The following is a 15,789-nucleotide window of genomic DNA, read 5'->3' on the forward strand; positions in this document are numbered from 1 at the left end:
AAGAGAGTATCCCTGTAAACTGTGTCTGAAAAAAGTATGCGCTATAGTGCGGGCTGTTTATTTGAAATACTATCTGGAGCTGATTCTGGATGTGATTATCTGCCTCACACATTGAAGTGAGAGTTATTGTTGGCGGTATCTGGCTGGAGGCTGGGTGGTAAAAAGACGTAATTTATTGCATTTTAATAACGGTGCCCGGTCGGAGCGCGATCTTGGGGATCTGGTCACTAAAGTTTTTGAGAAAGCGGCGAAAAAAGAACCGCAACCGCTATACACATTTAGCCTGCCGTTGCTGAGTGTGCAGGATGAGATCCGTGTTTACTGTAAGAAAAAAAATATCAAAATAGGGTACGATACGCTGTTTATGGAAATAACCTTTTCTGCTGACAGAGAAGCGGTAGACGAACTCATTAAACACTTTTTTACTGAAAATAAGCTCTATTTGAGAGGGCGGTTTTATCTGTCCGCGGCGGTGGTATAAGTTAGCATGAGTATAATATAGCGAGAAACCTATCTCTCGCTTTTGTGTGGGGCGAGCGCTTCCCGGCGGAAAATCTGCGCCCTGATCCTCCTTTTGTGCGTTAACTTCCGGAATCCTCCTCATTTCGTGTTAATCTGGCCCCTGATGGTTGCCATCCAAACTGCCTGCAAAAAAATTATTTTTATCCGCTGCAATGTAAGAGGCCTACAGGCGGAAGTTATCACTGAGGAAAAGCGTTATGAAAATGGAACCATTAAACGAGAACGAGCTGGAATGGCTGGATGATGTGCTGACGAAATACAATACCGATCAGGCCATTTTGGATGTCGCGGAGCTGGACGGTCTGATTACTGCGGTACTAAGTTCTCCGCGTCCCATCGAGCCGGAACAGTGGCTGGTCGCGATATGGGGGGGGCCCGCGTACGTACCGCGCTGGACATCTGAAAAAGAAATGACGCGATTTATGGATCTGGTGTTCCAGCACATGGCGGACACAGCCGCCCGGCTTGAAGACTATCCAGAACAGTTCGAGCCGCTGTTTGGCCTGCGAGAAGTTGATGGCCATGAATTAACGATTGTTGAAGAATGGTGCTTTGGTTACATGCGCGGAGTGTCGCTGTCCGACTGGTCTGACTTGCCGGATACGCTAAAACCGGCGCTGGAAGCGATTGCCTTACACGGCACGGAAGAAAACTTTGCGCTGTTGGATAAAATGAGCCCGGAAGCGTTCGATAAAAGCGTTGATGCTATCCGTATCGCGGCGCTTGAGCTGCATGCCTGGTGGATGGCGCATCCGCACACGACGCCGCTACAGATGCCGATAAAAGCAGAGGTGAAAGTGGGGCGTAACGATCCTTGTCCATGCGGGAGCGGCAAAAAATTTAAGCAGTGCTGCCTGCATTAATGGCTCGTAAACGGCCATAGCGTGATGATTATCGAGCCTGGACGGCGTCCGGGCCCGGTAATCTTTGCCTGGCGTTAACCTGGATCGGGCAGGAACCCCAATGCGATCGAAAACTGGACGCCAATCACGACAATGCCGCAGATAAACACCAGCGCCAGCGCTGGCGTGCCGCCTGCCACACGATATCCCGCCTGAGGGCTCTGTTTACGGCATTGCCAGACCAGCATGGCAGGGATGAGCAGTGCCAGCACTGCCAGCGCTACGCCGGCATAGCCTAATGCCATCACAAATCCGCGTGGGTAGAAAAGCGCAAACGCCAGCGGCGGCAGAAAGGTAATCAGCCCGGTTTGCAGGCGTCCGGACACCGTACTGCGGCGCTGGAAGAGATCGGCCAGGTAATCAAATAATCCTAGCGCTACGCCCAGAAAAGAGGTCGCCAGCGCCAGATCGGCGAACAGGTGGACCGCCAGTTCGACATGTGGCGAAGCGACCACTTCTCTGAGCGCCTGCAGCAAGCCATTTAACCCGGCATGGCTGGCCAGTAGCCCTCTGAATGTCGGCGAGTCGATACTTCCCAGCGTGGCGAGCTGCCAAAAAATATAGGCCACTAGCGGAATGGCGCTACCCGTCATAAAGACCCAACGCAGCCGGCGAATGTTGCCGTTCATATAACTCACAATACTCGGTACGCTTCCGTGAAAACCAAACGAGGTGAAAATGACCGGTATGGCGGATAACGCCAGCCCCTGCTGTAAAGGAAGCGTAAGAAGATTTACTTTATGAATATGTGGCGTGAGCAACGCAAGCATGATGACCAGAAAAATGATCTTTGCGCTAAACAGGAAGCGGTTAAAAAGGTCGACCAGCGAGGTGCCCACACACACCACCCCACCGGCAACAAAGGTGAACAGCAGTACTCCGGCAGCGGGCGAGAGCGTGGCGCCAAGCCAGTTATTAATACTGGATGCCAGTAATTCTCCGGCTCCGGAAATGTAGGCGGCGGTGAGCGCATACATTAAGAACATCATACTGAATCCCGTAAGCCACTGTCCGTAACGTCCAAGATAGCGTTTTGCCAACGAGCCCAGCCCGGTATCCGCCGGAACGTGTTGATATACCTCCAGTAATAGTAGCGCGGTATAACACATCAGCGCCCACAGGCCAATCAACAATCCCAGCGTGACGCTGAAACCAACGCCAGCCGCTGCCAGCGGCATTGCCAGCATCCCGGCGCCGATAGTGGTGCCTGCCACGATAAAAATACTGCCCAGAGTTCTGTTTTTCACGCTTTCTACTACCCCGGTAACAAAGAACGGTGATATCCGCGGCGCAGGGTAAGGCATTACGCTATTTTCGTCAAATGGTCGTTACAATGGGTGTACTGTAAAATTTACAGTTCCGGGCGTAAAAGCGAATATGGGAGGAGACGCAGACAACCGCCGCAAACCTGCGCTAGCGCAAAGTCGCTCGCACACGGACACATTAGGCTACGAGTTTTATTCAGGAGGGGTTATGGATTCCATTCACGGTCACGAAGTACTCAACATGATGATTGAGTCTGGCGAGCAGTACACGCATACCTCGCTGGAGGCGGCAATAAAAGCGCGCTTTGGCGAGCGGGCACGATTTCACACCTGTTCAGCGTCAGATATGACGGCGGCGGAACTGGTCGCGTTTCTGGCGGCGAAAGGAAAGTTTATTGCCGTGGAGGACGGTTTTTCAACGCATGAGAGTAAAATCTGCCGCCATTAATACGCCACGGTGAGAGCGCGTCTCACCGTGTAAGGACTTGCTGGATTAATTTTGCGTATCCAGGGTGGAGAGTTCTTTATCAATGAAATAAAGCCCTTCGCCGCTTTTTCCCGCCAGCGTTAATTTATCAATAATAGATTTGAATAATTTTTCTTCTTCATGCTGCTCGGCCACATACCACTGCAAGAAATTAAATGTCGGATAATCCTGGCTGGTCATTGCGGCATGAGCCAGTTCATTAATTTTTTGCGTAATAATCTGCTCATGCTCATAGGTCGCGCGGAACAGCTCATCCAGTGAGGTGTACTCAGCGAAGGGCGAAGAAACGGTATTAATGCGCGGCAGGCTTCCGGTATCGGTAAGGTAGTCAAACAGGCGCTGCATATGCGTCATCTCTTCTTGCGCATGGCGACGAAGAAATGCGGCCGCGCCTTCAAAGCTGTGATAGCTGCACCACGCGCTCATTTGTTGATAGAGCAGGGAGGAATACAACTCCAGATTCATTTGCTCATTCAGTTTGTCGATCATTTCTGTTTTCAGCATGGTTCCGCTCCACAAATAGCAAAAGATATACAGTAATGTGGCGCCACTATAATTTGTTATTTTATTATTTGCAAAAGGTAAAATATTAAATTTAATTATTAAAAATACGAATGGGAATAAAACGCATTAACGCCAGTGTATAGCGTATAAAAATAAAGGAAAGCCAGCACCTTCATGCTGGCAATAGCGACCCTGCACTCTCCTCTATTGTACATGGTGTCGGCGTTAAGCCAGCCGCCTTAATAATAAAGCGGCATGATTTGCGGGACGGCAACGCCCCGGCACTGCCAGGAGAGGGTAAATCGGGTGTTCAGACACAACGAGCCCGCATAAATGCTACAGGTTCCTACTGGCTGACCAAACGAAACGGCATCGGCATAGCCCATCTGCTGGCATTCGCGTGTTGCGGTCCCGTGAGATACATAGTCATCTGTCCGTGAAGTAAAAAACAGCGGCTGGTTATACGTCAGGCGCACGATGCCGCTTATCGGGCTGGCTTCGCTGACCTGCGCTTGTCGAGTAATGGTGCATCCCGTCAGGGCTAGCAGTGAAAGAGTAAAAATAAGAGGCTTCATAAAATCGCTCCGACAGTTCGGTATCAGACCATGCTACCTCGTGTCTTGCACCGTCAATGGCTGGAATAACTTACGGATTCGCCTTGATTAAAGGTAACGGCAGGAGGTTTACAGCGGGAACAGAAAATGTGTGAGCGTCCCTTCATTTAATGAAACTTGGTTTCATTAAATTTGAATGCGTGTTCGCAAATGTGTAGTGTGGGCAAAACGTCATGATTTACGCAGACGCGACCGTCTGCATTCAGGAGGAACACGATGAAAATTGCACTGATGATGGAAAATAGCCAGGCCAGCAAAAATGCCATCATTTATAACGAACTTAGCGCCGTCGCCAATGAAAAGGGATTTCCCGTTTTTAACGTCGGCATGTGCGACGAAAATGACCATCACCTGACGTACATTCATTTAGGCATCATGGCGAGTATTCTGCTTAATGCAAACGCGGTTGATTTTGTGGTTACTGGCTGTGGCACCGGTCAGGGCGCGCTGATGTCGTTAAATATTCATCCAGGTGTCATTTGTGGCTATTGCATCGATCCGGCAGATGCTTTTCTGTTTGCGCAGATCAACAACGGCAATGCGTTGTCCCTGCCATTTGCGAAAGGCTTTGGCTGGGGCGCTGAGCTGAACGTGCGTTTCATCTTTGAAAAAGCGTTTACCGGGCGTAAAGGCGAGGGGTATCCGCCTGAGCGCAAAGCGCCGCAGGTACGCAATGCGGGCATTTTGAACCAGGTTAAGGCCGCGGTCGTCAAAGAGAATTATCTGGATACACTACGGGCTATCGATCCTGAACTGGTTAAAACGGCGGTTTCAGGGCCGCGTTTCCAGCAATGTTTGTTTGAAAACGGCCAGAATAAAGAAATAGAAGCGTTTGTACGTGAGATGCTGGGGTAATGCCCGGACAAGACAGAGGCGTTTCGCGCCTGTCGGCTGGCATGATGTGCCGATAATACGCCAGTAGCGACAGGCGCCACCTCTGGCAAACAGATCAGAAACGGTGTAGGCCGGATAAGCTGCTTCGCGTTGCTATCCGGCTCATAACGTCTCAATATTGTCGCTCGGGGTGCCGCTATCAGTGATGCTGATAGGTCACGACGTTAAGGAGATGCTGATCGGTTTGCGCCAGGCATAGCCCTGCTCGTTTAGCGCTGCGAACTTCTTCGAGAATAGTTTGTAAAAGTACGCCATCCTGCTGCTGCTCTTTTTCCAGGGTATGGAGAAAATCAAGCGTTGAGGCATCATTCAGCGCTTTCGCTTCATCTGCCAGACGCGACAGCGTGCTGGCGCGTTGCTGATAATCCTCCAGGGTTTTCTGGAACAATTCTTCCAGAGAGCAGAGCTCTTCACCCGGAACGTCAATGGCTTTAACGATAGGGGTGGCGCCGGCGTTTTTCATAAAATTAAACATGCGCATCATTTGCGTCACGTTGCCTTGCGCCTGGGTACGAAGAAAGGTGGCGGTGCCTGTTAAACTGTGTTCAGAACACCATTCGCTTAGATGGAGGTAAAGATTTGATGCGTAAAACTCAAGGTTCATTGGCGTGTTGAGCTTTTGAACCATTCCTACAGCTGCCATAACAATATCCTTATTTCCAGAAAGTGTTGATGTGCATGACAGACGAGAATGCAACGGGCCGTTGTCACATTCTTACCTCTATGCACAATAAATACTCTTAGCAGAAGAACTCCGTTCCGCCAGTCCCTTATGCGATCTCATTTCCTGTTTATCGATCGGTAATGAGAATAGCGCGTCAATAAAAATAAGAAAATCCTTAAATGCAATTGTTTATCTTTTTTTACATTTTCAGCGGTGTGATTTTTTCAGGTGTAATGATTTTGAGTGTGGAGAAATTGCAACCGTTTGAAAGTTAAACGATATTATATGGTTTTCTGATTTATGAAACATTGTTTCAGATCATGAGGTGAGCCTTTCAAGTATGGTAATTTCAATAAAATAAACATTAGTCAGTCTGGATATCACACGCATAAACGGTTGAGAGCAAATATGCCTGTTTTTATAAACTAGCCGATTTTGCGGTAGATCATTTTTAATGTCATTAATCATACGAGCACGTTATTCGGTTGAGCGCAGTTTTGATGGGTGACTCGTTAACAAGGAGCAGTCAATGAAAAAGGTCGCGGTGCTGTTGGCACCAGGATTTGAAGAAGCAGAGGCCATTGTTACTCTTGATATTCTGCGACGTTTGCATATCGACGTCGAAACGCTGGCGTGTGCTGAATCACGGGCGGTGGTGAGTTACCATGATATTCCTGTGGTTGCGGACAGCACGCTGAGTGAACGCCAGCAGGCGCTTTTCGATGCGGTAGTGCTGCCGGGCGGTCCGCAGGGGAGCGCTAATCTGGCGGCTAATCCGGCGGTGATCGCTTTCGTTGCGCGTCATGATGCGGCAGGCAAATTAATTTGTCCTATCTGTTCCGCGGCGGCAAGGGTGCTGGGTGCTCACGGATTGCTGAAGGGGCGTCGTTATGTCTGTTCCGGCGACCTGTGGAAAGCGGTTCCGGAAGGTGTCTATGTGGATGCGCCCGTTGTTGAAGATGGTAATTTAATTAGCGGTAAAGGCTTGGGTCATGTCTTTGATTTCGCGCTAACCCTTTCCGCCAGACTGCTGGGAGACGATGCGCCGGTTCGCGAACAGGCTGAACATATCTATTATCCCTGGTAATCGTTATTCACCCAGGGCCATAAGGATTAGCTGGCTGATGTTATGGATTAATGTGCTGGCTTTCCTGCCTTTTGGCTGATGAATTCGCTCTGGGTTATGTCATGCTGGTCAATGACTTCCCTGGGTTATGAGTTAATCGTTATTTCTGCGTGTGTCTTAGGGGGTATTCCTGAAAGGCGGCCTCGGAAAAGTCTCATATGTGGTGGCGAGCGTACTGATATCAGGAACGGTGGAGAACGCGATGAACCTGTTCAACATTTCACCTTTTGCACAGTACGTGGTTCGCGGCTGAATCCTTCTGGCAGCAGTTATCTTCGACCATTATAAGCAAAAAGCGAAGCGTACGATTTGATGAATTAACACTCAACTAAACAGTATAGCTTCACGTCATCGCCAGCCGCTACCCCGGCTGGCGATGGTCTTTCTAAATGGCGAGCAGCGTCACACTGTCTATACTTACATGACTAATGAGACCGTTTGTGAGTCTCAATATGATGATAAGGAGGAGACCAGGGTGGCAGAACCGTTAACCGTATCCCCCGAACTCACTGCGAACTATGCGTATTTTTTTGACCTTGATGGCACATTGGCAGAGATAAAGCCTCATCCCGATCAGGTAGTGGTACCGCATAAAATCCTTCAGTTGTTAGACCGTCTCGCGGCGCACAACGCAGGGGCACTGGCATTGATTTCAGGGCGTTCAATGACTGAGCTGGATGCTTTGGCGAAGCCTTTTCGCTTTCCGCTCGCTGGCGTTCACGGGGCAGAGCGTCGTGACATCAATGGTAAAACCCATATCGTGCGCCTTCCTGAAGCGGTAGTCCGTGAGGTGGAGGCGTTATTACGTTCGACGCTTGTAGCGCTGCCCGGAACGGAGCTGGAGACGAAGGGGATGGCGTTTGCGCTGCACTACCGTCAGGCTCCGGAACATGAAGCGGCGCTGTTGGCGCTTGCGCAACACGTTACGCAGCACTGGCCGCAACTGGCGTTGCAGCCTGGTAAATGTGTTGTGGAAATCAAACCTAAGGGAACCAATAAAGGCGAAGCCATTGCCGCCTTTATGCAGGAGGCGCCCTTTGCGGGACGGATTCCCGTTTTTGTGGGCGACGATTTGACCGATGAGGCTGGCTTTAGCGTGGTGAATCACGCTGGCGGAATTTCCGTAAAAGTGGGCGTCGGGGCAACCCAGGCGGCATGGCGGCTGGAAAGCGTACCCGATGTCTGGCGCTGGCTGGAACAAATCAATTATCCACAACAAGAACAACAAGTAATGAATAACAGGAGAGATGGCTATGAGTCGTTTAGTCGTAGTATCTAATCGAATTGCCCCCCCGGATAATAAAGGCGGCGCCGGCGGCCTCGCCGTTGGCGTGCTTGGCGCGCTAAAAGCGGCTGGCGGGTTGTGGTTCGGCTGGAGTGGCGAGACAGGTAACGAGGATGAGCCATTAAAAAAGGTGACAAAAGGTAATATTACCTGGGCATCGTTTAACCTGAGTGAACAAGACTACGAAGATTATTACTGTCAATTTTCCAATGCGGTTCTCTGGCCTGCGTTCCACTATCGTCTGGACCTGGTACAGTTTCAGCGTCCTGCATGGGAAGGCTATATGCGGGTGAATGCGTTATTAGCGGATAAGTTATTGCCCCTCATTAAAGAGAACGACATCATTTGGGTGCATGACTACCACCTGTTACCGTTCGCCAGCGAACTGCGTAAACGCGGCGTGAACAACCGAATTGGTTTTTTCCTGCATATTCCATTCCCGACCCCGGAGATTTTTAACGCTTTACCGCCGCATGATGAACTGCTGGAGCAGTTGTGTGACTTTGATCTGCTAGGGTTCCAGACCGAAAATGATCGCCTGGCTTTTCTGGATAGCCTTTCGAGTCAAACGCGAGTCACGACTCGCAGTGGCAAGCAGCATATCGCGTGGGGTAAAGACTTCCAGACAGAAGTGTATCCTATCGGTATTGAGCCCGATGAGATTGCTCTGCAGGCTGCCGGGCCGTTGCCGCCTAAACTGGCGCAGCTCAAGGCGGAACTGAAAAATGTGAAGAATATTTTTTCCGTTGAGCGGCTGGATTATTCGAAAGGGCTGCCGGAACGTTTTCTGGCGTATGAAGCACTACTGGAAAACTACCCGCAGCATCGGGGAAAAATTCGTTATACCCAAATTGCGCCTACGTCACGCGGCGAAGTACAGGCATATCAGGATATTCGCCACCAGCTTGAGACGGAAGCAGGCCGGATTAATGGGAAATATGGACAATTGGGCTGGACGCCGCTCTATTATCTGAATCAGCATTTCGACCGTAAACTGTTAATGAAGATATTCCGTTATTCAGACGTCGGGCTCGTCACCCCGTTGCGTGACGGGATGAACCTGGTGGCGAAAGAGTTTGTCGCCGCGCAGGACCCCGCTAATCCTGGCGTACTGGTACTGTCACAGTTTGCCGGCGCGGCGAATGAACTGACGTCGGCGTTAATCGTCAATCCTTACGATCGGGATGACGTGGCGGCGGCGCTCAATCGTGCGTTAACGATGCCCCTTGCCGAGCGTATTTCGCGCCATGCGGAAATGCTGGACGTGATCGTTAAAAATGACATTAACCGCTGGCAGGAGCGTTTTATTCATGACCTAAAGGAGGTCACGCCGCGTAGCCCTGAGCGTCAGCAGCAGAACAACGTGGCGACGTTCCCTAAGCTGGCCTGAAATATCGCGAGCGGCGACTAGTCGCCCGCTAACGGTACCAGCAACACATCTACCTGACTGGCGCTGACGACACTTTTTGCCGAGCAGGACGCGCGCGAAAAGAAACTGTGGTTATGGTTGCCGCAAATGACCAGATCAACATGGTGTTTGCGGCACACAGCCAAAATATGCTGGCTTAACTCACCTGATGCGATGAAAGTTTGTTCAATTGGATAATCCGCCTTTTCCCCCAGCATCTTAAGAAAATTCTCGGTTTCCTCATGCATAACCGCGCGTAAATCCTCCATCATGGGCGCGGCGAACTGGTTATACAGTTCAGGATCGGAAGCGAGAGTAATCAGGCTTACTTTCGCCTGAACAGGGCGGGCGATAGAGACCGCTTTAGCCAGTAGCTGGTGACTTTCCGGGGTGACGGCAACGGCGACAAGAATATGGGTGTAGCTCATAACTCGCTCCTTGATTGCAAGAATATGAGATTGTGCTTTAGCTTTACTCTGTTTATCGCATTTCTGCAATGCGCTAATGCCACATTAATGTGAAGGACATCATAATTAATCATTAATTATTCTTATGTAAAGAATCGTGGCATAAGACACTTTTTACACACCACCAGGATGCTTCATTTAAACGGGTGAACAATGAAAGCTAAAAGTTAAATCAAATGAGCTTATTTTTAACAGCGGAGGGCGTATGCTGTGACGAGATTAATTAATAACGTTTAATATTTAAGCCACTGTTTACTAAAGGTAAAATAAAATCGTTTCTAAAATAGAAATAATAGCCTGTTATCTATTATCCTGGTGTTATTTTAACAGAGAGAAACAAAAAAGAATTTGGTGTTGACGTACCCCTATTCAGCAGTGTGGAATAGAAAAAGTGAACATTAGGTTATTAATTAAACAAAGTAAAAGCCATGCTGATGGTTTTATCGTAAGTATTCCGTTAAATTATGTGATCTGCATCACATATTTTCTAAAATCGCCGTCCCGCTCCGTTGTATGTCACGAAGCTGACGAGTAGAGTTGCGTCGAATTAGGAAAAATCTTAGGCATTTGTAAAAATTGATGTAAACGTGTAAGGCGAATCTCAGTGGGAAGCTGCGTTATACGTCACAATGTCCACAATGTCTGAGCGCTGCTATGCATTTGACCTTTTTGCTTCTTTTACCGGGCCTTCCCGGCGACATCACGGGGTGCGGCTACGTCGCACAAAAATAAAGTTGGTTATTCTGGATGGGAACAATGCATACATCCGAGTTGCTAAAACACATTTATGACATCAATTTGTCATATTTACTCCTTGCACAGCGTTTGATCGTCCAGGACAAAGCATCTGCGATGTTCCGCCTCGGTATCAACGAAGAGATGGCAAACACACTGGGCGCGTTGACCCTGCCGCAGATGGTCAAACTGGCGGAGACGAACCAGTTAGTTTGTCATTTCCGGTTTGACGATCATCAGACGATCACCCGTTTGACTCAGGATTCGCGCGTCGATGATTTACAGCAGATTCACACAGGTATCATGCTTTCAACGCGTCTGCTCAATGAAGTGGACGATACGGCGCGTAAGAAAAGGGCATGATAATGAGTGAAAAAAGCATTGTTCAGGAAGCTCGCGATATCCAGTTGGCGATGGAGTTGATTAATCTTGGCGCTCGTCTACAAATGCTGGAAAGCGAAACACAGCTCAGCCGTGGTCGCCTCATCAGGCTGTACAAAGAATTACGCGGTAGCCCGCCGCCTAAAGGGATGCTGCCATTTTCGACAGACTGGTTTATGACCTGGGAGCAAAATATTCATGCCTCCATGTTCTGCAACGCCTGGCAATTTTTACTGAAGACCGGCTTATGCAGCGGTGTGGATGCGGTGATTAAAGCTTATCGGCTTTATCTTGAGCAGTGTCCGCAACCGCCTGAAGGGCCGTTGTTGGCGCTGACTCGCGCATGGACGCTGGTGCGTTTTGTTGAAAGTGGGTTGCTTGAATTGTCGAGCTGTAACTGCTGCGGTGGGAACTTTATTACCCATGCGCATCAGCCCGTGGGCAGCTTTGCGTGTAGTTTATGCCAGCCGCCATCCCGCGCAGTAAAAAGACGTAAACTTTCCCGAGATGCTGCCGATATTATTCCACAACTGCTGGATGAACAGATCGAACAGGCTGTTTAACCGAAACGGTGTGGACAAACACTCCAGCAGCGGTAAGCCATTACCGCTGCTTTTTTTTGCCTTGCCTTCGCGTTAATCGCCCGACTGCGCATCCTGTCATAGTCAACAGCGGAAGGATGATGTCGTGCTTATCTTATTAGGTTACCTGGTGGTTATCGGTACAGTTTTCGGCGGTTATGTCATGACCGGCGGACACCTTGGGGCACTCTATCAACCTGCTGAACTGGTCATCATTGGCGGCGCGGGGATAGGGGCGTTCATTGTCGGCAACAACGGGAAAGCCATCAAAGGCACGATGAAAGCGATCCCGTTGTTATTTCGTCGTTCGAAATACACGAAATCTATGTACATGGATTTGCTGGCGTTGCTCTATCGCCTGATGGCCAAATCACGCCAGCAGGGGATGTTCTCCCTTGAACGCGATATTGAAAATCCGAAAGAGAGTGAAATCTTCGCCAGTTATCCGCGTATTCTGGCCGATGCGGTAATGCTTGATTTTATTGTCGATTATCTGCGCCTGATCATCAGCGGCAACATGAATACGTTCGAAATTGAAGCGTTGATGGATGAAGAGATTGAAACCCATGAAAGCGAGGCGGAAGTCCCTGCCAACAGTCTGGCGATGGTGGGGGATTCGCTGCCTGCCTTTGGTATCGTCGCGGCGGTAATGGGGGTGGTTCACGCTCTGGCTTCAGCCGATCGTCCGGCAGCGGAGTTGGGGGCGCTGATTGCCCATGCCATGGTAGGTACGTTCCTCGGTATTTTACTGGCTTATGGATTCATTTCACCGTTAGCGACCGTTTTGCGCCAGAAGAGCGCCGAAACCACCAAGATGATGCAGTGCGTAAAAATTACACTGCTGTCTAATCTGAACGGCTATGCGCCGCCGATTGCCGTGGAATTTGGTCGTAAAACGCTTTATTCCAGTGAGCGTCCATCGTTTATTGAGTTGGAAGAACACGTTCGCGCAGTGAGAAACCCAAACCAGCAGCAGACGACTGAGGAAGCATGAAAAATCAGGCTCATCCCATTGTCGTCGTAAAACGCCGCAGGCACAAACCGCACGGCGGCGGGGCGCACGGTTCCTGGAAAATTGCCTACGCCGATTTTATGACGGCGATGATGGCTTTTTTTCTGGTGATGTGGCTGATTTCCATCTCCAGCCCTAAAGAATTAATTCAGATTGCCGAATATTTTCGTACGCCGTTGGCCACCGCGGTAACGGGGGGGAATCGGATTGCCAATAGCGAGAGCCCGATACCAGGCGGCGGCGATGATTACACCCAACAGCAGGGTGAAGTGGAAAAGCAGCCGAATATCGACGAGCTGAAAAAACGGATGGAGCAGAGTCGGTTAAACAAACTGCGCGGCGATCTGGATCAACTGATCGAATCCGATCCCAAACTGCGCGCGTTACGTCCGCATCTGAAAATTGATTTGGTTCAGGAGGGGTTGCGCATCCAGATTATCGACAGCCAGAACCGCCCGATGTTTAAAACCGGCAGCGCCGAAGTTGAGCCGTATATGCGCGATATCCTGCGTGCGATTGCGCCAGTGTTAAACGGTATACCTAATCGCATTAGCCTGGCCGGCCATACCGATGACTTTCCCTACGCGAACGGCGAAAAAGGCTATAGCAACTGGGAGTTATCCGCCGATCGCGCCAATGCCTCGCGTCGCGAACTGGTCGCTGGCGGGCTGGATAACGGAAAAGTATTACGGGTGGTTGGCATGGCCGCCACGATGCGGCTGAGCGATCGCGGTCCTGATGACGCCATCAACCGCCGTATAAGCCTGCTGGTGTTAAACAAACAGGCGGAACAGGCCATTTTGCATGAAAACGCTGAAAGCCAGAATGAGCCGGTAAGTGTATTACAACAGCCTGCGGCAGCCCCGCCGGCAAGCGTACCCACATCGCCAAAAGCGGAACCGAGGTGATAGCGTGAGCATGGATATTAGCGATTTTTATCAGACATTTTTTGATGAAGCTGACGAGCTGTTGGCTGATATGGAGCAGCATCTGCTGGATTTGGTGCCGGAATCCCCGGACGCTGAACAACTGAACGCCATTTTTCGCGCGGCGCACTCCATTAAAGGCGGCGCGGGCACATTCGGCTTCACTATTCTGCAGGAAACCACGCATTTAATGGAAAACCTGCTGGATGAAGCCCGACGCGGTGAAATGCAGCTCAATACCGACATTATCAACCTGTTTTTGGAAACGAAAGATATTATGCAGGAACAGCTCGACGCCTATAAAAACTCCGAAGAGCCGGATGCCGCAAGCTTCGAATATATCTGCAATGCGCTACGCCAGTTGGCGCTGGAGGCGAAAGGCGAAACCACGCCGGCGGTCGTAGAAACCGCGGCACTAAGCGCGGCGATCCAGGAAGAGAGCGTAGCCGAAACCGAATCGCCTCGTGACGAGAGTAAACTGCGCATTGTACTTTCACGGTTGAAAGCCAATGAGGTCGATCTGCTTGAAGAAGAGTTGGGCAATCTGGCTACTCTGACGGATGTCGTTAAGGGGGCGGATTCACTGTCGGCAACTCTGGATGGCAGCGTCGCGGAAGATGACATTGTCGCGGTGCTCTGTTTTGTCATCGAGGCCGATCAGATCGCTTTTGAAAAAGTGGTCACCGCGCCGGTTGAAAAAGCGCAAGAGAAAACCGAGGTAGCACCGGTAGCGTCTCCGGCAGTCGTTGCGCCAGCCGCCAAAAGCGCGGCCCATGAACATCATGCGGGGCGCGAAAAACCTGCGCGTGAACGCGAGTCCACCAGCATTCGCGTGGCGGTAGAGAAAGTGGATCAGCTCATAAACCTGGTCGGCGAGTTAGTGATTACCCAGTCAATGTTGGCCCAGCGTTCTAACGAGCTGGACCCGGTAAACCACGGCGATCTCATTACCAGTATGGGGCAGTTACAACGTAACGCCCGCGACTTACAAGAGTCGGTGATGTCGATTCGTATGATGCCTATGGAGTACGTCTTCAGCCGTTTCCCGCGTCTGGTACGCGATTTAGCGGGCAAACTGGGCAAGCAGGTAGAGCTGACGCTGGTGGGGAGCTCCACTGAACTTGATAAAAGCCTGATCGAACGCATTATCGACCCGCTGACGCACCTGGTGCGCAACAGTCTCGACCACGGGATTGAAATGCCGGAAAAACGCCTTGAGGCGGGGAAAAATGTTGTCGGCAATCTGATCCTTTCCGCAGAACATCAGGGCGGGAATATTTGTATTGAAGTGACCGATGACGGCGCGGGGCTTAACCGTGAGCGTATCCTGGCGAAGGCCATGTCGCAGGGGATGGCGGTGAATGAAAACATGACCGACGATGAAGTAGGCATGTTGATCTTCGCGCCGGGATTCTCAACTGCGGAACAGGTCACGGATGTCTCCGGTCGCGGCGTTGGCATGGATGTGGTGAAACGTAACATTCAGGAGATGGGCGGTCACGTTGAGATCCAGTCAAAACAAGGCTCCGGCACCACGATTCGTATTCTGCTGCCGCTGACGCTGGCCATCCTCGATGGGATGTCGGTTCGCGTGGCGGGGGAAGTTTTTATCCTGCCGTTGAATGCGGTGATGGAGTCGCTGCAACCGCGTGAAGAGGATCTTCATCCGCTGGCGGGCGGCGAACGGGTTCTGGAAGTTCGCGGCGAGTATTTGCCGCTGGTCGAATTGTGGAAAGTGTTTGACGTGGACGGGGCGAAAACCGAAGCCACGCAGGGCATTGTTGTGATCCTGCAAAGCGCGGGACGCCGTTACGCGCTGCTGGTCGATCAGCTCATCGGTCAGCACCAGGTGGTGGTCAAAAATCTGGAAAGCAATTATCGCAAGGTACCGGGGATTTCCGCCGCGACGATCCTGGGCGACGGCAGCGTCGCGCTGATTGTTGATGTTTCCGCATTGCAGGGTTTAAACCGCGAACAACGTATGGCGATCACAGCCGCCTGATTGAGTGAGAAGGG

The 15,789-nt window shown here is 50.7% G+C and carries 18 protein-coding genes and 1 pseudogene; 13 read left to right on the forward strand and 6 right to left on the reverse strand.

Going from position 1 to position 15,789, the window contains the following annotated elements; translation table 11 throughout:
* Nucleotides 1-154 precede the first annotated feature (154 nt).
* Entirely contained in the window at nt 155-481 is a 327-nt protein-coding gene (locus tag ABVN36_RS12890; protein WP_000240837.1) for a glucose-6-phosphate dehydrogenase, read from the forward strand.
* 238 nt (nt 482-719) lie between these two features.
* A complete protein-coding gene (locus ABVN36_RS12895; protein WP_000781521.1) occupies nt 720-1,385 on the forward strand; it encodes a YecA family protein in 666 nt (221 codons plus the stop codon).
* Between the two features lie 74 nt (nt 1,386-1,459).
* Here the strand turns inward: ABVN36_RS12895 and tyrP are convergent, their stop codons facing one another.
* Nucleotides 1,460-2,671, reverse strand: coding sequence for a tyrosine transporter TyrP (tyrP, locus tag ABVN36_RS12900; RefSeq protein ID WP_001562965.1), 1,212 nt, complete (start codon nt 2,669-2,671; stop codon nt 1,460-1,462).
* A gap of 226 nt (nt 2,672-2,897) precedes the next feature.
* On the opposite strand from tyrP, the gene ABVN36_RS12905 reads away from it, so the two are divergent.
* Nucleotides 2,898-3,137 (forward strand): YecH family metal-binding protein, encoded by a 240-nt coding sequence (locus ABVN36_RS12905; RefSeq protein WP_000377238.1) that lies wholly within the window; start codon nt 2,898-2,900, stop codon nt 3,135-3,137.
* A gap of 45 nt (nt 3,138-3,182) precedes the next feature.
* On the opposite strand, the gene ftnA is transcribed toward ABVN36_RS12905, so the two are convergent.
* Both ftnA and ABVN36_RS12915 read right to left on the reverse strand, forming a co-directional pair.
* A complete protein-coding gene (gene ftnA, locus ABVN36_RS12910) occupies nt 3,183-3,680 on the reverse strand; it encodes a non-heme ferritin (protein ID WP_000920618.1) in 498 nt (165 codons plus the stop codon).
* 239 nt (nt 3,681-3,919) lie between these two features.
* Nucleotides 3,920-4,255 (reverse strand): YecR-like lipofamily protein, encoded by a 336-nt coding sequence (locus ABVN36_RS12915; RefSeq protein ID WP_000803229.1) that lies wholly within the window; start codon nt 4,253-4,255, stop codon nt 3,920-3,922.
* A gap of 255 nt (nt 4,256-4,510) precedes the next feature.
* Here ABVN36_RS12915 and ABVN36_RS12920 point away from each other — a divergent pair, with 255 nt between their 5' ends.
* Nucleotides 4,511-5,149: an RpiB/LacA/LacB family sugar-phosphate isomerase gene (locus ABVN36_RS12920; protein ID WP_000684804.1), complete on the forward strand. Its 639-nt coding sequence runs from the start codon at nt 4,511-4,513 to the stop codon at nt 5,147-5,149.
* A gap of 178 nt (nt 5,150-5,327) precedes the next feature.
* On the opposite strand, the gene ABVN36_RS12925 is transcribed toward ABVN36_RS12920, so the two are convergent.
* Entirely contained in the window at nt 5,328-5,831 is a 504-nt protein-coding gene (locus tag ABVN36_RS12925; protein ID WP_000741707.1) for a non-heme ferritin-like protein, read from the reverse strand.
* A 550-nt stretch (nt 5,832-6,381) separates the two neighbouring features.
* Between ABVN36_RS12925 and ABVN36_RS12930 the strand changes: the two genes are divergently transcribed.
* From ABVN36_RS12930 to otsA, 4 genes and pseudogenes are all read left to right on the forward strand, one after another.
* Nucleotides 6,382-6,939, forward strand: a complete 558-nt coding sequence (locus ABVN36_RS12930; protein ID WP_020898904.1) for a DJ-1/PfpI family protein — start codon at nt 6,382-6,384, stop codon at nt 6,937-6,939.
* A gap of 111 nt (nt 6,940-7,050) precedes the next feature.
* Nucleotides 7,051-7,231, forward strand: a pseudogene (araH, locus tag ABVN36_RS12935) (L-arabinose ABC transporter permease AraH); the annotation flags it as partial.
* Between the two features lie 222 nt (nt 7,232-7,453).
* Nucleotides 7,454-8,257, forward strand: coding sequence for a trehalose-phosphatase (gene otsB / locus ABVN36_RS12940; protein WP_023137963.1), 804 nt, complete (start codon nt 7,454-7,456; stop codon nt 8,255-8,257).
* Nucleotides 8,232-9,653 (forward strand): alpha,alpha-trehalose-phosphate synthase, encoded by a 1,422-nt coding sequence (gene otsA, locus ABVN36_RS12945; RefSeq protein WP_000089042.1) that lies wholly within the window; start codon nt 8,232-8,234, stop codon nt 9,651-9,653. The genes otsB and otsA overlap by 26 nt, the downstream gene beginning before the upstream one ends.
* 17 nt (nt 9,654-9,670) lie before the next feature.
* On the opposite strand, the gene uspC is transcribed toward otsA, so the two are convergent.
* Together uspC and ABVN36_RS12955 are read right to left on the reverse strand one after the other, a co-directional pair.
* Nucleotides 9,671-10,099 (reverse strand): universal stress protein UspC, encoded by a 429-nt coding sequence (gene uspC, locus ABVN36_RS12950; protein ID WP_000122606.1) that lies wholly within the window; start codon nt 10,097-10,099, stop codon nt 9,671-9,673.
* Nucleotides 10,096-10,212, reverse strand: coding sequence for a hypothetical protein (locus tag ABVN36_RS12955; RefSeq protein WP_001617301.1), 117 nt, complete (start codon nt 10,210-10,212; stop codon nt 10,096-10,098). Before ABVN36_RS12955 ends, uspC begins: the two co-directional genes overlap by 4 nt.
* Before the next feature lie 682 nt (nt 10,213-10,894).
* On the opposite strand from ABVN36_RS12955, the gene flhD reads away from it, so the two are divergent.
* From flhD to cheA, 5 genes are all read left to right on the forward strand, one after another.
* Nucleotides 10,895-11,236 carry a flagellar transcriptional regulator FlhD gene (flhD, locus tag ABVN36_RS12960; protein ID WP_001518146.1) on the forward strand — a complete coding sequence of 114 codons (342 nt, stop codon included), beginning with the start codon at nt 10,895-10,897 and terminating at the stop codon, nt 11,234-11,236.
* The gene (flhC, locus tag ABVN36_RS12965; RefSeq protein ID WP_000605987.1) at nt 11,233-11,817 is read left to right on the forward strand and encodes a flagellar transcriptional regulator FlhC; all 585 of its coding nucleotides are present in this window, start codon (nt 11,233-11,235) and stop codon (nt 11,815-11,817) included. The genes flhD and flhC overlap by 4 nt, the downstream gene beginning before the upstream one ends.
* Nucleotides 11,818-11,941: 124 nt before the next feature.
* On the forward strand, nt 11,942-12,829 hold the full coding sequence (motA, locus tag ABVN36_RS12970; RefSeq protein WP_000906312.1) for a flagellar motor stator protein MotA: 888 nt from the start codon (nt 11,942-11,944) through the stop codon (nt 12,827-12,829).
* Entirely contained in the window at nt 12,826-13,755 is a 930-nt protein-coding gene (motB, locus tag ABVN36_RS12975; protein WP_000795653.1) for a flagellar motor protein MotB, read from the forward strand. Before motA ends, motB begins: the two co-directional genes overlap by 4 nt.
* 4 nt (nt 13,756-13,759) lie before the next feature.
* The gene (gene cheA / locus ABVN36_RS12980) at nt 13,760-15,775 is read left to right on the forward strand and encodes a chemotaxis protein CheA (protein WP_000061307.1); all 2,016 of its coding nucleotides are present in this window, start codon (nt 13,760-13,762) and stop codon (nt 15,773-15,775) included.
* The last annotated feature ends 14 nt before the right edge of the window (nt 15,776-15,789 follow it).

The organism is Salmonella sp. SJTUF15581 (genome assembly GCF_043356775.1).
In the GTDB taxonomy this organism is placed as follows: domain Bacteria; phylum Pseudomonadota; class Gammaproteobacteria; order Enterobacterales; family Enterobacteriaceae; genus Salmonella; species Salmonella enterica.

Coding starts and splice junctions, on each gene's coding strand:
- ABVN36_RS12895 (WP_000781521.1), top strand. CDS start 720: ATGAAAATGGAACCATTAAACGAGAACGAGCTGGAATGGCTGGATGAT.
- ABVN36_RS12905 (WP_000377238.1), top strand. CDS start 2,898: ATGGATTCCATTCACGGTCACGAAGTACTCAACATGATGATTGAGTCT.
- ftnA (WP_000920618.1), bottom strand. CDS start 3,680: ATGCTGAAAACAGAAATGATCGACAAACTGAATGAGCAAATGAATCTG.
- ABVN36_RS12915 (WP_000803229.1), bottom strand. CDS start 4,255: ATGAAGCCTCTTATTTTTACTCTTTCACTGCTAGCCCTGACGGGATGC.
- ABVN36_RS12920 (WP_000684804.1), top strand. CDS start 4,511: ATGAAAATTGCACTGATGATGGAAAATAGCCAGGCCAGCAAAAATGCC.
- ABVN36_RS12925 (WP_000741707.1), bottom strand. CDS start 5,831: ATGGCAGCTGTAGGAATGGTTCAAAAGCTCAACACGCCAATGAACCTT.
- ABVN36_RS12930 (WP_020898904.1), top strand. CDS start 6,382: ATGAAAAAGGTCGCGGTGCTGTTGGCACCAGGATTTGAAGAAGCAGAG.
- otsA (WP_000089042.1), top strand. CDS start 8,232: ATGAGTCGTTTAGTCGTAGTATCTAATCGAATTGCCCCCCCGGATAAT.
- uspC (WP_000122606.1), bottom strand. CDS start 10,099: ATGAGCTACACCCATATTCTTGTCGCCGTTGCCGTCACCCCGGAAAGT.
- ABVN36_RS12955 (WP_001617301.1), bottom strand. CDS start 10,212: ATGATTAATTATGATGTCCTTCACATTAATGTGGCATTAGCGCATTGC.
- flhD (WP_001518146.1), top strand. CDS start 10,895: ATGCATACATCCGAGTTGCTAAAACACATTTATGACATCAATTTGTCA.
- flhC (WP_000605987.1), top strand. CDS start 11,233: ATGATAATGAGTGAAAAAAGCATTGTTCAGGAAGCTCGCGATATCCAG.
- motB (WP_000795653.1), top strand. CDS start 12,826: ATGAAAAATCAGGCTCATCCCATTGTCGTCGTAAAACGCCGCAGGCAC.